We start from the raw sequence: 14,316 nt of genomic DNA, 5'->3' as shown, positions 1-14,316 counted from the left end.
GCCAACGGCGACGACCCGAACGAATCGGATCGTCGCCGTTGAGCGGATGTCGTTGCCGACGGATCAGGCGGTCGGGGTGGCCCCGAGGACGCGCTGGATGTCCGGCTTCATCTGCTGCAGCTGCTGGCCCCAGTAGTTCCACTGGTGGGTGCCGTTGGCCGGGAAGTTGAAGACCCCGTTGGTGCCACCGTCGGCCAGATAGGTGTCGCGGAACGTCTTGTTCGTCCGCAGGGTGAACCCTTCGAGGAACTTCGCGTTGAACAGGTTGCCGCTGCTGGTGCCCGCGTCGAGGTCGGACGGCTTGCCGTCACCGCAGTAGATCCAGATGCGGGTGTTGTTGTCGATCAGCTTCTGGATGTTGACCAACGGGTCGTTGCGCTTCCAGGCGTTGTTCGGATCGCCCGTCGAGCCCCACATGTCGTCGGCCTTGAAGCCACCGGCGTCGCCCATCGAGATGTTCACCAGGAAGGGCCACCAGCCCTCGGAGAGGTTCAGGAAGCCCGACAGGGCAGCGGCGTACGGGAACTGCTCGGGGTGCCAGATCGCCAGGGTCAGCGCGGCCGAACCGGCCATCGACAGACCGACGGCGGCGCTACCGGTCGGCTTGACCTGCTTGTTGGCGGCCAAGTACGCGGGCAGTTCCTGGGTCAGGAAGGTCTCCCACTTGTAGGTCTGGCAGCCGGCCTTGCCGCATGCCGGCTTGTACCAGTCGCTGTAGAAGCTGGACTGGCCGCCGACGGGCATGATCACCGACAGGCCCGAGCCGTAGTACCACTCGAAGGCGGGAGTGTTGATGTCCCAGCCGTTGAAGTCGTCCTGCGCACGCAGACCGTCGAGCAGGTAGACCGCAGGCGAGTTGGCGCCACCGCTTTGGAACTGCACCCGGATATCGCGGCCCATACCGGCCGACGGCACATCCAGGTACTCCACCGGAAGGCCCGGCTTGGAGAACGCTCCGGCCGTTGCGGAGCCGCCGACGACGCCGATCAGGCCGGGCAGCACGGCGGCGGCCGCGGCAGCGACCGTCAGCCGGCGCAGCCATGCGCCACGCAACTTCTCAACGAACTTCATGCAACTATTCCCATCCTTTTTGTGTGTGCTGCACCGCATGCGACTCGGCGCGGCAGTGCCTTGTCAGTCAACCACATGTGATGTGGTCGTTCCTCTTCAGAGATCTGCTCGTGATCGCCTTTCACCGGTTGATTGTGCTGATCAGGTCGGGTTTCAAAGCGGCCAACTGAGCTCCCCAATAAGGCCAGGAATGGTTGCCCGACGGCGGGAAGCTGAACGTCGCATTGGTGCCGCCGGCCTGGGTGTAGGCGGCCTGGAAATCCTTGTTGCTCGTGATCGCCATGGACTCCAGGCTGGTGGCGCTCAGTGCGACGCCGGGGTCGGCGGCCTGATCGAGATCGGTCTGCCCGCCGGGTGCGCAGTAGATCCACAGCCGGGTGCCGTTACGGGCCAGCGTGGCAGCCTGTTTGACCGGATCGTTGCGCTTCCAGGCCGGATCCCAGGGGGCGCCCCACATGTTGTCGACGTTGTAGCCGCCGGCGTCGAGCATGGCCACCCGGATGGCCTGCTGCATGAGCACCGCCGACGGATTGAGGAAACCCGACAGCGACGCCCCGTAGACGAACTGCTGCGGGTGATAGGCCGCCAGGATCAGGGCGGCCCCGCCGGACATCGACAGCCCGACGACGCCGTTGCCGGTCCGGGAGACCTGCCTGTTGGTGGCCAGCCACTCCGGCAACTCGGTGGTGAGGAATGTCTCCCACTTATAGGTGTAGGGCTGCTTATTGAAGCTCGACGGCGAATACCAGTCGGAGTAGAAGCTGGACTGCCCGCCGACGGGCATCGCCACCGAGACACCCGAGCCGTAGAACCACTCGAAGGCCGGGGTGTTGATGTCCCAGCCGCTGTAGTCGTCCTGGGCGCGCAGCCCGTCGAGCAGGTAAACGGCCTTGGTCGGGGCGAGGGGTGCCGGGGACTCAGGTGCAGGTGCCGGCCCTGCGGCTCCGGCCTGAAACTGGACGCGGATGTTCCGCCCCATCGACGCCGAATAGACGTCGAGGTACTCCACCGGCAGACCGTCGCGGGAGAACGCGGTGGCAGTCGGTGTGGTGCCGGTGATCGCCGCGACGCCCGACATCATCAGGACGGCGGCCACCGCGGCGGTCAGTCGGTGGCCCATGGCGCGCACGCCTGAACCACTCACTGCACGAAGCATCGGTTGCTCTGTTATCCGTTCCACGGCATGCGTCTGCCGCCATATCCCGACATTGGTCTGGCCAAGCGTTTTCACACTTGCGCTGTGTATCGCCGCGATCTGACCGCAGCGTTACCGGCCGGAGCCCTCCCAGCTAACGTCGTCCGACGGCTAGGGCCCAGTGGCCGGTAACCCAGTGTACGGGGTGCCGTCCAACGCAGGCTCATCGAGCCCACAGCGCAACAGCTCGTACTGAGGCACCCGATTGATCCGATATCCGGTGTAGTCCAGCGAGTGGACCACGTTGGACAGGAAGCGACGGATGCCCAACGGTGCGCGAATGGACTCCAGCTTGCGGGCGGTCTCGGGGCACTGCAACGCCACCCCGGCCTCCTTGATCCACCCCTCGTCGAGGTAGGGCGGAACGTAGGGATGTTCCTTGAGCCACGGCCCCTCGGCGACCGCCCAGTCCGGGAAGAGGTTCTTGTCGTGACCGATGCGGCCGTCCTCGAGCCGCGCGGTGTGGGCGGCCAGCGGATTGGCCAGGCCGATCTGATCGATCACCCTGGTATTAAGTCCGACGTTCATGCCGACCATGCCCAGGTTGGTGAAAAAGACTGTGTGCGGCGCGATTTGACGACGCCAGCTGTCCATCGACATTCCTGGCGGAGGCGGCGGCGGCGGGAACGCGGGCACGACGTCCCATACGTCGTAGTTGCCCGACGGCAGCAACAGCGCACCGTCGGGAGTGTTGTTGATGGCTACCACCACCGCGCGCATCCGCGGATAGTCCAGATAGTCGGCCGCGGTGAGCGGGTGCGCGTGGCCGGTGGCCTGGGAGTAGAACCGCCGCTCGTCGACGATCCCGGAGTAGGTGACGCGGGTGGCGTCCGAACCCAGCCCCGGTGAGTTGGCCGCCCACAACGACCACCCGATGACCGCGAGCCACAGCGCTGCCGCCGCGCCGCTGAGTAACAGGCCTTTGTCCCGGGAGAAGCGGGTGCCGTCCGGCAGCGCAAGGGGGATCACCGCGATCGGGGCCACCAGGCAGAACACCGGAGTCAGCAAAACCCGGCCGTGCATGAAATCGCCGCCTTGGCGGATCCAGTACAGCGCCTGCAGCAGCCCGCTGAGGAGCATGAAGATCACTACGGCAGTGGGGCTTTGGATCCGGCGGGCCAGCCGGCCGGGACCGCCGGGCGCCTCGGGGCTCGGGACCCACCACGGTGTGCCGCGACCGGTGAGCAGCACGGCGGCCAGCGCGATGAGCAGCAGCGCCGGGATCCACAGCGCATAGGGCTTGTTGAAGTTGGCCAGATAGATCAGCCCCTGGCCCCACTTGTCGCCGGTGGCGTCCTTGGCCAGCGCGGTCTGCGGGACCAGCAGGGCGTAGTAGCCCATCCGGAAGATCTGATACGCGACCGGCAGCAGGCCGCCTGCGACCACGATGAGCGCGCGGGTGCGCCAGTCGCGGGCGCTGATGACCATCATCACCAACGCCAGCCCGCCCATGAGGGCCAGTTCGGGGCGGACCAGCACGCTCAGCCCGGCAACCACGGCCAGTGCGGCGGTGAACCAGAGTGTGGCGGGCTGTGAGCGCGACCGCTGAGACCAGCAGACCAGCATCCACCACAGCAGGCCGATCCAGGCGAGCACGAGCCCGTTCTCCAGGCCCGAGGTGGCGAAGTCCCGGGCGGGCGGGATCGCGATGTAGACCACCGCGCCGGCCGGAACCAGCAGGGCACTTCGGCCGCGCAGGCTCGGCGCGTAGAGCCGGGCGGTGCCCAGCATGACGAGAACCGCCCCGGCCACCGACAGCGTCAGCGCCAGGGTCAGTGCGACGTACTCCAGGCGCACCGGGCCGCCGATGACCGCACCCAGGTAGTTGAGATAGGTCCACAGCGTCGAGGTGTTGGACTCGACCCGCTCGCCGGCGTTGAACACCGGGCCGTTGCCGGCCAGCAGGTTGCGCACGGTGCGCAACACGATGAGGCCGTCGTCGGCGATCCAGCGGCGTTGCCAGGCACCCCAGCCGAACAGCCCGGCGACAACCACCACGCTGACCCACAGGCTGATCCGGGTGACCGGTGTGTACGGGAAGGACGGGGCCCAAAGCACTTTGGGCCCTTCGGGTTTGACCCCGTCGGATTCAGGAGTCAGCAGCTCAACTGAAGACGATCGCTGCAACTACTGTTCCGATCCACAAGAGCCCCAACAGCTGCAACACCCGGTCGCGCAGTGCGATCTCCTCGGGCTCCCCCGCCAGCCCACCGTCGACGTCGACGGCGTAGCGAAGGATCGCGATGGTGAACGGCACGATCGACACCGCCCACCAGGACCCGGTGCTGCCGTCGCGCTCGAAGGCGAACAGGCCGTAGCAGAGCACCACGGCCGTCGCCGACAGAGTCCACACGAACCGCAGGTAGGTACTGGTGTAGCTCTCCAGTGACTTACGGATCTTGGCCCCGGTGCGCTCGGCGAGTTGCAGTTCGGCATAACGCTTTCCGGCCGCCATGAACAGCGAGCCGAATGCCATCACCAGCAGGAACCACTGCGACAGCGGGATACCCGCCGCCACACCACCGGCGATGGCGCGGATCAGGAAGCCCGAGGAAACGATGCAGATGTCAAGCACCGCTTGATGTTTGAGCCCGAAGCAGTAGGCCAGCTGGATCGCGATGTAGACCGCCATCACCAGCGCAAGCTGCGGGGTGAGCCACCAGGCGATGCCCAGCGACGCCACCCCGAGCACGGTCGCGATGCCGTAGGCCAGCCCGACGGGCAGCACACCGGCGGCGATCGGCCGGAACCGCTTGGTCGGGTGGGCACGATCAGCTTCCACGTCGCGGGCGTCGTTCACCAGGTATATCGACGACGCCGCCAGGCAGAACACCACGAAGGCGATCGACACCTTGAACAACACGTCGCCGTAGTCGTAGTGGACGTCGCGACCCAGTGCCGCCAGCGGAGCCGCCAGCACCAGCAGATTCTTGACCCATTGCCGCGGGCGGATCGCCTTGACGATGCCGGTGGCCAGATTGCTCGGGGGCCCGGTGACCGGTGCGGCTTCCTCACTCACTTCTGCGTCTCCTTCTGCGGTGAGGCGAGGTGGGCGGCCGCACGCGCGACCACCGCGCCCACAGCTGCCCCGGCGAGCACATCGGTCGGGTAGTGCACACCGAGCACCAGCCGCGACACGGCCATCGCAGGCACCACAACCAGCGGAAGCGGTGAGCGAGTGGCCCGGCACAGCAGCATAGCCGCGGCGGTCGAGGAGGTGGCGTGCGCCGACGGGAAGCTCAGCGCGCTCGGCGTGCCCACGTTGACCGCGATCGCCGGGTGATGCGGGCGCTTGCGGCGCACCACCAGCTTGATCGCGATCGCGGCGGCATGTGCGGCGACGGCGCCGACGCCGACCAGCAGCCAGTCCCGGCGCCGCTTGCGGGACAGCAGCGCACCGACCGCCGACAGTGCCACCCAGCCCTGGGCATGCTCACCGAAGTGCGACATGGCCCGGGCGACGCCGAGCACCGGCGGGGTGGCCAGCCGGGACTGCACCGCCACCAGCACGGCGACCTCGCCGCTGGGCGGCGGCGCGACCGGCTCGCGGCCGTCAGGCATTGACTGCGGCCTTGTCGAACAGCACCGTCTCCCACTTCTCCTTGCTGGAGAGCACCGGCAGCGCCCGGCGGTACACCTTGCGCATCCGGTTGTACTTACGGGCCAGCCTGACGTGCTGACGCATCGATTCACGCAGTAGGGCGAACATCTTGGCTCGGTCGCGCTGGCGGAAGACCACACCCCGCCCGTCCGCGGTGGTGACGGTGACGCCGTCGACCTTGCACAGCAGGAACCAGCGGGCATCCTGGGTGGGCACGTTGAGCTGGGGGCGTTCGTGGTGGTCCGGATTCTCCTTGCGCAGCTGGTGGAGCACACCCCGGGTCAGCCGAAATCCGATGGCGGGCAACGACACCGGCGGCTTGTGCACTTTGGTGCGACCACTGGGCTTGGGCAACGAGGTGGCACCCGGCCGGACGACGGCGTCCGGGTACTGCGCACGCATGCTGCGGACCTCCGGGAGCGCCGACTCCAGGATGGAGAAGATGTGCTCGGGGCCGGCCAGGAAGTCGGCGATCGCCTTGTTCTGGATCGCGACAGTCGAATATTCAAGGCACAGAAGGTGTTTGAATGTCGCCTTCAGCGAGCTACCCAGCAATCCGCGCACCGGGCCGTCCCAGTGCAGGGCCGAGACCACCAGCCGGTTACGCAGGTGGAAGTAGGCCTGCCAGTCGATCGCGTCGTCCTTGTCGCTCCAGGCCATGTGCCAGATCGCGGTGCCGGGCATCGTCACCGTGCCGTAGCCGTGCTCACCGGCGCGCAGCCCGTAGTCGGCGTCATCCCACTTGATGAACAGCGGCAGCGGCTGGCCGAGTTCCTCGGCGACCTGGCGCGGGATCATGCACATCCACCAGCCGTTGTAGTCGACGTCGATACGGCGGTGCAGGGCAAGGCTGCGCTCGTCGTCGTCGCTGAGCGGATGCTTGGCGAAGTTGTGGTCGTACTGGGTGAAAGGCGCGTTGGTCCACATGAAGTTGGACCGGTCGACAACCTCGCCCATGACGTGCAGGTGCGACGGCTCCTGCAGGTTGAGCATCTGCCCGCCGATAAGGGTGGGCGTCTTGGCGAAGCGGTTGAGCGCGAGGGCTCGCAGCACCGAGTCGGGCTCGATGCGGATGTCGTCGTCCATGAACAGGATCTGTTCACAGTCGGTGTTCTTCAGCGCCTCGTACATGACGCGGCTGTAGCCACCGGAGCCACCGAGGTTGGGCTGGTTGTGGATCGTGAGCCGATCACCCAAAAGTGCTGCCGCGGCTGGGAAGTCAGGATGAGCGCAGGCTTTGTCGGCACCCTGGTCGGCGACGATCACCGCGCCGATGACCTCGTCCACCAACGGATCCGACGTCAGTGCCTTGAGGGCGTTGACGCAGTCGGCCGGGCGGTTGAAGGTCGGGATGCCGACGGTGATATTGGCCCGGCCGGGTGCGGGCACCGGCGCGTACCAGGCGGCCCTGTGCAACGTCACCTTGGTGTCGGTGGTGATGTCGAACCAGATCCAGCCGCCGTCCTCGAACGGGTCCAGGCCGATCTCGAACTCGGCGGCCGTGGGTGTGTCGGCGTCCGGGCTGGTGACCTCGGTGCCACCGACGGTGATGCGGGCACCGGTGGCCTTGGAGCGGTAGACGTCCACCCGGGCCGATCCGGTCAGTTCGACGCGCAGCACCACCGAGTCCAGCGTCGACCACCGGCGCCAGTAGCTCGCCGGGAACGCGTTGAAGTAGGTGGCGAACGAAACCTCCGACTCCGAGCCGATCTCCAGCGTGGTGCGAGTGGGTGCGTGTGCGCGCCGGGAATTGGTCTCGGACTCTTCGATATAGAGCTTGCGGACGTCCAGCGGTTCACCGGGGCGCGGCAGGATCACCCGGGCGAGCAGGCTCACCGCTTTGGTCTCGCCGGCCGCGATGGGCCCGGACGGGATGTCGCTCATTCTGTGCTGCTTTCCGTAAGCGGGGTCCCGTCGCGCAGATGGGGCGCCAGGACGTTGTCGTACATGCTCAGCGCGCTGGCGATCGCCATGTGCATGTCCAGGTACTGGTACGTGCCCAGCCTGCCACCAAAGAGGACTTTCGCCGAGGCGGTCTCCTCCTTGGCCCTGGCCCGATAGGCGGCCAGCAACGCGCGGTCGGACTCGGTGTTGATCGGGTAGTACGGCTCGTCGTCGGCATCGGCGAAGCGCGAGTACTCCCGCATGATGACGGTCTTGTCGGTGGGGTACTGCCGCTCGGGATGGAAGTGCCGGAACTCGTGGATCCGGGTGTAGGGCACGTCGAGGTCGTTGTAGTTCATCACCGGTGTGCCCTGGAAATCCCCGGTCGGCAGGACTTCGACCTCGAAGTCCAGGGTGCGCCAGCCCAGCCGGCCCTCGGTGTAGTCGAAGTAGCGGTCCAGCGGGCCGGTATACACGACCGGGGCATCCGGGTTGGCGGCCCGCAGCTCGGCGCGGACGTCGAACCAGTCGGTGTCGGTGCGCACCTCGATGCGCTCGTCGGCGGCCATGTTCTCCAGCCACTTCGTGTAGCCGTCGACGGGCAGTCCCTCGTAGGTGTCGTTGAAGTAGCGGTTGTCGAAGGTGTAGCGGACCGGCAACCGGGTGATGTTGGCCGCGGGCAGGTCCTTGGGGTCGGTCTGCCACTGCTTGGCGGTGTAATCCCGGACGAACGCCTCGTAGAGCGGCCGGCCGATCAGCGAGATGGCCTTCTCTTCGAGGTTCTGCGCGTCGGCGGTGTCGATCTCGGCGGACTGCTCGGCGATCAGGGCCCGCGCCTCGGCCGGGCTGTAGTACCGGCCGAAGAACTGCGCCACCAAACCCAGGCCCATCGGGAACTGGTAGGCCTGGCCGTTGTGCATGGCGAACACCCGGTGCTGGTAGCCGGTGAAGTCGGTGAACTGGCGGACGTAATCCCACACCCGGGTGTTCGACGTGTGGAACAGGTGGGCGCCGTACTTGTGGATCTCGATGCCGGTCTGCGGCTCGGGCTCGGAATAGGCATTGCCGCCGATGTGGCTGCGGCGCTCGACGACCAGGACACGCTTGCCCAGTTGGGTGGCCGCGCGTTCGGCGATCGTCAGGCCGAAGAAGCCGGAGCCGACGACGAAAAGATCGGGGGGGCCGGCGGGCAGGAGCGGAGCGACCCGGGAATCAGGAAAGGTCATCGGCGCCTAGGGTATCCGACCCGGCCTATGTGACCCGCATCTCAAGGCGGGGTGCCACGAGTAGATCTAGTGGCGCTACGTATCAATCAAGGTCGCGATTGGCTCACGATTCCGCATCGTCACTCTAGACACAGCAGTCACAGCCGTACCATCGATCACGTGGGCTTCGGTCTCGGCGCACGGCCGAATTTCGGGGCTCACGAATGAAGTTCAGACATGAACTGATGTCTAGATTGAGGAGACTTCCGTGCCGAACCGTCGTCGACGCAAGCTCTCGACAGCCATGAGCGCAGTCGCCGCCTTGGCCGTCGCAAGTCCGTTTGCAGCCGTTGGTGTCATTGAACTGACGTCCAGCACCGCGGCACCACAGCACCATGATTTCGTCCAGGCCGCTGTCGTCACCGACCTGCCCAACGAGTTGCTGTCCGCCCTCCAGCAGGGTCTGTCGCAGTTCGGGATCAACATCCCGCCGCTGCCGACAGGCTTGAGCCCGGCAGGCGCGCAGCCCGTTCAGGCCGGCCCGGCTCTGACCACGCCGGGGCTCACCGCTCCCGGCCTCACGACCCCGAGCCTGACCACACCCGGTCTGACCACGCCGAGCCTGACCACACCCGGTCTGACCACGCCCGGTCTGACCACGCCCGGGCTGACCACGCCGAGCGTCGGCACCCCCGGTCTGACCACCCCGAGCCTGACCACACCCGGTCTGACCACACCCGGTCTGACCACGCCCGGCTTGACGACGCCGAGTGCGACGCTGCCGGGCGGCGCGGCGGCGACGACGCCGTCGCTGACCAACCCGGGCCTGACCACGCCTGGTCTGACGACGCCCCAGTTGGGCACCCCGTCACTCACCAGCCCGTCGGCCACCGGTATCGGACTGCCCAACGAGCAGCCGATCAGCGCGCCCGTGGGGCCGGTCGCCGGGACCTACCCGATCCTCGGTGATCCCTCGCTGGGGGTGCCGACCGCGCCGACCAGCTCGGGCGGGATCATCAGCGATCTCAGCAGCGCAGCCAACCAGCTTGGTGTAGGGCAGGCCGTTGACCTGCTCAAAGGTGTCCTGATGCCGTCGATCACGCAGGCGGTTCAAGGCGCCTCGTCGGCGGCCGCGGCGGCACCTGCAGCGGCGGCTCCGGCCGGATAAAAAGCCTGCATCGGAACGGCACCGCAGGGTGGGGCCGACCGGAAGGTCTGTGCACCCGGAGAGGCCCCTGCGGTGCCGTTGCAGGAACGAATAGTCACTTTCTCCACACTGGCCCGTGTCGAAACACTGGCATCAGATGGCACATACGTAACATCGCTGTGTGCCGTCTCGACGACCCACACCGACGATCCTGTTCACCGCACTCGCGGCGACTGTCGTCATCCTGCCGTGGGCGATCAACGGCGTGCCCGGAACCCACCACCGCGACGGGCCCAACGCGGCTGACACCGTGCTCAATCAGCAACCTCTGACGGGGCTCGGCGGCGGGCAGACGATCCGCGAGATCAGCCAGTCCACGCCGTTTTCCTTGGTGGCGCTCACCGGCACCGACCTGACCGGAACCACCGCCGAAGTCCGCGCCAAGCGTCCCGACGGCTCATGGGGCCCGTGGTACAAGGCCGACACCCTCGAATCGAACGCCGACGACCGCCAGGCCGGCGGACCCCGCGGCACCGACCCGGTGTTCGTCGGCACCACCACCGCCGTGCAGATCGCCGTCAGCAGGCCCAAAGACGCTCCCGTCACCACCGCACCCCCCGAACACGGCCTGGATGCCGGCAAGCAACTGGGCTACGTCCCGGCCAACGTCGAACAGCCCTTCGCCCAGAACATCTCGGCCGTTCTCATCACCCCGCCGAAAGCACCCGTCGACTCGCAGTGGAACCCGCCGACCGCCGCGCTCGGGCCGGGTCAACCGCCGAACATCATCAGTCGGTCCCAATGGGGTGCCGACGACAGCATGCGGTGCGGAGGTCCGGCGTACGGCAACGGCATTCGCGCGGCCGTCGTGCATCACACCGCGGGCAGCAACGACTACGCGCCGGAGGATTCCGCGGCGATCGTCCGCTCGATCTACGCGTACCACACCAGAACGCTGGGTTGGTGCGACATCGCCTACAACGCACTGGTCGACAAGTACGGTCAGGTATTCGAGGGCCGGGCAGGCGGAATCACCAAGGACGTCCTGGGATCTCACACCGGCGGGTTCAACCGCGACGTGTGGGGGGTGTCGATGATCGGCGACTTCGAAACCGTCCCCCCGACCGACATCCAGATCCGGACCGTCGGCCGGCTACTCGGCTGGCGGATGGGACTTGATCACGTAAACCCAATGGGTACAGTGCAATTGACGTCGGCCGGCGGTGAGTACACGTTCTATCCTGCGGGCGCGACACCCACCCTTCCGGAGATCTTCGCCCACCGCGACGTCGGTAACACCGAATGCCCGGGCAATGCCGGCTATGCGGCACTGCCGATGATCCGCGACATCGCGGCGCGATTCAACCGGCCGCCCGACATCGTCGACTCACTGCGCGGCGGAGCGATCTTCGACCGCTGGGAAGCCATGGGCGGCAAGGACGGTCCCCTGGGCGCACCCTCGAGCCCGGAAGCCGCCGGCGACGGCGACGCACGGTATGCGACATTCGAACACGGCGCCATCTACTGGTCGCCGTCGAGCGGGGCGCAGCCGTTGACCGGCGCGATCTACGAAGCCTGGGCGTCACTGGGGTACGAGCGCGGCGCGCTGGGCCTGCCAACCAGCGGCGAGATTCAGGAACCCGAGTGGATCGTGCAGAACTTCCAGCACGGCACCCTCAACTTCGACCGGCAGACGCACAACGTGCTGCGGGTGATCGACGGGTTGACCCTCGTGATGCCGCCACCGCCGGTGGACGGTCCGCCGGTTCAGCTCGAACGCTTCAGCCGGATCGCCAATCCCATCCTGGAGCCGGCCGGCTAGAGCCACCAGCGCTCGAGGACCCGCGCCAGCCCGTCGTCGGTGTTGGGTGCGGTGACCTCGTTGGCGGCCGCGATCGCCTCCGGGTGAGCATTGCCCATCGCCACACCGAGACCCGCCCAGCGCAGCATCGGCACATCGTTGGGCATGTCACCGAACGCCACCACGTCCTCGGCGGTGATCTCCAGCGGCCTGGCCACCTCTTCGACCCCGGTGGCCTTGCTCGTCCCGATCGGATTGACCTCGATGAGGCCATTGTTCGTCGAGTAGGTGATATCACCCTGAATACCAATGTGTTTGAGCAACACCTCGGCCATATCGGAGCTGCGCGCCCCGGCCTTGCGGATCAACAGTTTGACCGCCGGGGCGCTCAGCAGGTCCTCGAAGGACACCTCGGTGTTGTCCGGATTGAGCCAGGCATGTTCGTAACCGGGGGAACTGACGAACTGTGGTGTCGCCGAGTCGTGCGCACTGCGGCCCACCCGCTCGACTGCGAGCCCCACACCGGGGATGACGCGGGTCGCGATCTCGGCGAGCTCGCCGAGCAGGTCGACCGACAATGTGCGCGCGGAGATGACCCGGTCCTGCTCGGGGTCATAGAGCACCGCACCGTTGGCGCACACCGCCATCGGCGCGAACCCCAGGGCCTCCACGATCGGCGGGATCCAGCGCGGCGGGCGCCCCGTCGCCAGGACGAAGTGCGCACCGGATTCCACCGCGGCCCGGATGACCTCGCGGGTGCGGTCGGTGACCCGCTCCTCGTCGTCGAGCAGCGTGCCGTCCACATCGGTGGCGATCAGGGCGGGCAACATCACCGGCGCTCCGAGGCTCGGCGCGTCCGCTCGGCGAGTTCGGCTTGGTCGAGCTTGCGGGCCTCCTCGAGGGTGGGCGCACTGCCGCCCAGCCTCTGCGGCACCCACCATGCGCCGGCCGGATGCGGGTAGACCAACTGCACCTCGCGCAGCATAGTCGTCATCCGGTCGCGAAGCACGGCATCGAGCTGAGGTGCCGTCCCGGCGGGCGGCAACGGTTCGCCATACCGAACGGCGAAGGGAATCTTTTTGCGGCCCAACTGCTTTGGATGGTCCTTCGTCCAAACCCGCTGCGCGCCCCACACGATGCAGGGAATGATCGGGACGTGCGCCTCAAGCGCCATGCGTGCCGCTCCGTTCTTGAAGTCCTTCAACTCGAAGGCGCGGCTGATCGTCGCCTCGGGGTAGACGCCGACGAGTTCACCGGACCGGAGCTCGCGAACCGCCTGCGCGTAGGCCTCTCCGCCGGCCCGCCGGTTGACCGGGACGGCGCCGGTCCTGCCGATCAGATAGTCGACGACGCGGACCTCCTGCATCTCGGCCTTGATCATGAACCGGATCCGGCGCTTGCGCGGCCTGGTGCCCAGCGCGGCCGGAAGGAAGTCGACGTAGCTGGTGTGGTTGATCGCGATGACCGCCCCACCACGCAACGGGATGTGCTCCAAGCCTTCGTAGGTGATCTTGGTCCCGGCTGCCCTGACCGCGATCGAGGCGGCAATCTCCAGAGTGCGGAAGACGGGTTCCATAGCCGCTTATCCCGGCGGTCCTGTCCCGTCGCGCTGCGCCCTGCGGGCCGCCTTCTCCGCGGCCTCGGCGGCTTCCAGCTCGGCCGCCTGCGCCGGCGTCGGCGCTCCCCCACCCAGCTTGTGCGGCACCCAGAATTCGCCTGGCGGATAGGGGCCGTAGGCATCCTGAACGTGTTCGAGCAGGTGCTGCATGCGCGAGCGCAGCAGCGCGGTCAGCTCGGTGGGCGGCAGGGTCGGCAGAATCGGCTCGCCGACGGCGATCGCGATCGGCACCTTGGGCCGCCACATCTTCTTCGGATGGTCCTTGGTCCAGATGCGCTGGGCACCCCACACGATGTGCGGGATGATCGGCACGTCGGCGGCGATCGCCATCCGCGCGGCGCCGGACTTGAACTCCTTGAGTTCGAAACTGCGGCTGATCGTCGCCTCGGGATAGACGCCGACCAGCTCGCCGGCCTTCAGCGCCAGGCAGGCCGCGTCGAACGAGGCGGCGCCGCTGTCCCGGTCGACGGGGATGTGGCGAAGGCTGCGCATGATCGGCCCGGTGATCTTGTGATCAAAGACCTCCTGCTTGGCCATGAAGCGGACCTTGCGGCCGCGGTGCTGCAGATAGGCGGGCAATCCGGCGAAGGTGAAGTCGAAATAGCCGGTGTGGTTTATCGCGACGACGGCACCGCCGGTGACGGGCAGGTTTTCCACGCCGGTCACGGTGAACTTCAGTCCCTGCGCGCGCCAGACCAGGCGGGCAAGCTGGATGACTGTCCCGTACACCGGCTCCACAGCGCAAGCCTAGCCGTAGCGGACTCTGGGGCTAAGCTCGTGTCGGGTGCCACGAC

At 67.2% G+C, this 14,316-nt stretch carries 12 protein-coding genes; 2 read left to right on the top strand and 10 right to left on the bottom strand.

What is annotated here, in order from left to right; all coding sequences use genetic code 11:
- Positions 1-63: 63 nt before the first annotated feature.
- From HBE64_RS00295 to glf, 7 genes are all read right to left on the bottom strand, one after another.
- Positions 64-1,071: an esterase family protein gene (locus HBE64_RS00295; protein ID WP_167096694.1), complete on the bottom strand. Its 1,008-nt coding sequence runs from the start codon at positions 1,069-1,071 to the stop codon at positions 64-66.
- Positions 1,072-1,192: 121 nt separating this feature from the next.
- Positions 1,193-2,227: an alpha/beta hydrolase family protein gene (locus HBE64_RS00290; RefSeq protein WP_167096692.1), complete on the bottom strand. Its 1,035-nt coding sequence runs from the start codon at positions 2,225-2,227 to the stop codon at positions 1,193-1,195.
- Between the two features lie 150 nt (positions 2,228-2,377).
- Positions 2,378-4,393 (bottom strand): flagellar motor control protein ZomB, encoded by a 2,016-nt coding sequence (zomB, locus tag HBE64_RS00285; RefSeq protein WP_371744052.1) that lies wholly within the window; start codon positions 4,391-4,393, stop codon positions 2,378-2,380.
- Complete coding sequence (locus HBE64_RS00280) at positions 4,371-5,285, bottom strand: decaprenyl-phosphate phosphoribosyltransferase (RefSeq protein WP_167096688.1); 915 nt, start codon at positions 5,283-5,285, stop codon at positions 4,371-4,373. The genes zomB and HBE64_RS00280 overlap by 23 nt, the downstream gene beginning before the upstream one ends.
- Entirely contained in the window at positions 5,282-5,827 is a 546-nt protein-coding gene (locus tag HBE64_RS00275) for a phosphatase PAP2 family protein (RefSeq protein WP_167096686.1), read from the bottom strand. The genes HBE64_RS00280 and HBE64_RS00275 overlap by 4 nt, the downstream gene beginning before the upstream one ends.
- Positions 5,820-7,751 carry a glycosyltransferase gene (locus HBE64_RS00270; RefSeq protein ID WP_167096684.1) on the bottom strand — a complete coding sequence of 644 codons (1,932 nt, stop codon included), beginning with the start codon at positions 7,749-7,751 and terminating at the stop codon, positions 5,820-5,822. Before HBE64_RS00270 ends, HBE64_RS00275 begins: the two co-directional genes overlap by 8 nt.
- The gene (glf, locus tag HBE64_RS00265; RefSeq protein WP_167096682.1) at positions 7,748-8,977 is read right to left on the bottom strand and encodes a UDP-galactopyranose mutase; all 1,230 of its coding nucleotides are present in this window, start codon (positions 8,975-8,977) and stop codon (positions 7,748-7,750) included. The genes HBE64_RS00270 and glf overlap by 4 nt, the downstream gene beginning before the upstream one ends.
- Before the next feature lie 247 nt (positions 8,978-9,224).
- Between glf and HBE64_RS00260 the strand changes: the two genes are divergently transcribed.
- A complete protein-coding gene (locus HBE64_RS00260; protein ID WP_167096680.1) occupies positions 9,225-10,124 on the top strand; it encodes a hypothetical protein in 900 nt (299 codons plus the stop codon).
- A gap of 160 nt (positions 10,125-10,284) precedes the next feature.
- Positions 10,285-11,925 carry an N-acetylmuramoyl-L-alanine amidase gene (locus HBE64_RS00255; RefSeq protein ID WP_167096678.1) on the top strand — a complete coding sequence of 547 codons (1,641 nt, stop codon included), beginning with the start codon at positions 10,285-10,287 and terminating at the stop codon, positions 11,923-11,925.
- Here the strand turns inward: HBE64_RS00255 and HBE64_RS00250 are convergent.
- Genes HBE64_RS00250 through HBE64_RS00240 form a run of 3 tightly spaced genes read right to left on the bottom strand, consistent with a single transcriptional unit; the run spans position 11,922 to position 14,260 of the window.
- On the bottom strand, positions 11,922-12,734 hold the full coding sequence (locus HBE64_RS00250; RefSeq protein ID WP_167108392.1) for an HAD family hydrolase: 813 nt from the start codon (positions 12,732-12,734) through the stop codon (positions 11,922-11,924). The genes HBE64_RS00255 and HBE64_RS00250 overlap by 4 nt on opposite strands.
- Positions 12,734-13,480 (bottom strand): 1-acyl-sn-glycerol-3-phosphate acyltransferase, encoded by a 747-nt coding sequence (locus tag HBE64_RS00245; protein ID WP_167096676.1) that lies wholly within the window; start codon positions 13,478-13,480, stop codon positions 12,734-12,736. The genes HBE64_RS00250 and HBE64_RS00245 overlap by 1 nt, the downstream gene beginning before the upstream one ends.
- Before the next feature lie 6 nt (positions 13,481-13,486).
- Entirely contained in the window at positions 13,487-14,260 is a 774-nt protein-coding gene (locus HBE64_RS00240; protein ID WP_167096674.1) for a 1-acyl-sn-glycerol-3-phosphate acyltransferase, read from the bottom strand.
- Positions 14,261-14,316 lie beyond the last annotated feature (56 nt).

Origin of the sequence: Mycobacterium sp. DL592 (genome assembly GCF_011694515.1) — a bacterium.
Lineage (GTDB): Bacteria > Actinomycetota > Actinomycetes > Mycobacteriales > Mycobacteriaceae > Mycobacterium.
Note: the sequence above shows the minus strand (reverse complement) of the source record. Positions and strands in the feature narration are given on the sequence as shown.

Excerpts from the sequence above, each read along its gene's own strand:
- HBE64_RS00295 (WP_167096694.1), bottom strand. The coding sequence starts at position 1,071 with ATGAAGTTCGTTGAGAAGTTGCGTGGCGCATGGCTGCGCCGGCTGACG.
- HBE64_RS00290 (WP_167096692.1), bottom strand. The coding sequence starts at position 2,227 with ATGCTTCGTGCAGTGAGTGGTTCAGGCGTGCGCGCCATGGGCCACCGA.
- HBE64_RS00275 (WP_167096686.1), bottom strand. The coding sequence starts at position 5,827 with ATGCCTGACGGCCGCGAGCCGGTCGCGCCGCCGCCCAGCGGCGAGGTC.
- HBE64_RS00270 (WP_167096684.1), bottom strand. The coding sequence starts at position 7,751 with ATGAGCGACATCCCGTCCGGGCCCATCGCGGCCGGCGAGACCAAAGCG.
- glf (WP_167096682.1), bottom strand. The coding sequence starts at position 8,977 with ATGACCTTTCCTGATTCCCGGGTCGCTCCGCTCCTGCCCGCCGGCCCC.
- HBE64_RS00250 (WP_167108392.1), bottom strand. The coding sequence starts at position 12,734 with ATGTTGCCCGCCCTGATCGCCACCGATGTGGACGGCACGCTGCTCGAC.
- HBE64_RS00245 (WP_167096676.1), bottom strand. The coding sequence starts at position 13,480 with ATGGAACCCGTCTTCCGCACTCTGGAGATTGCCGCCTCGATCGCGGTC.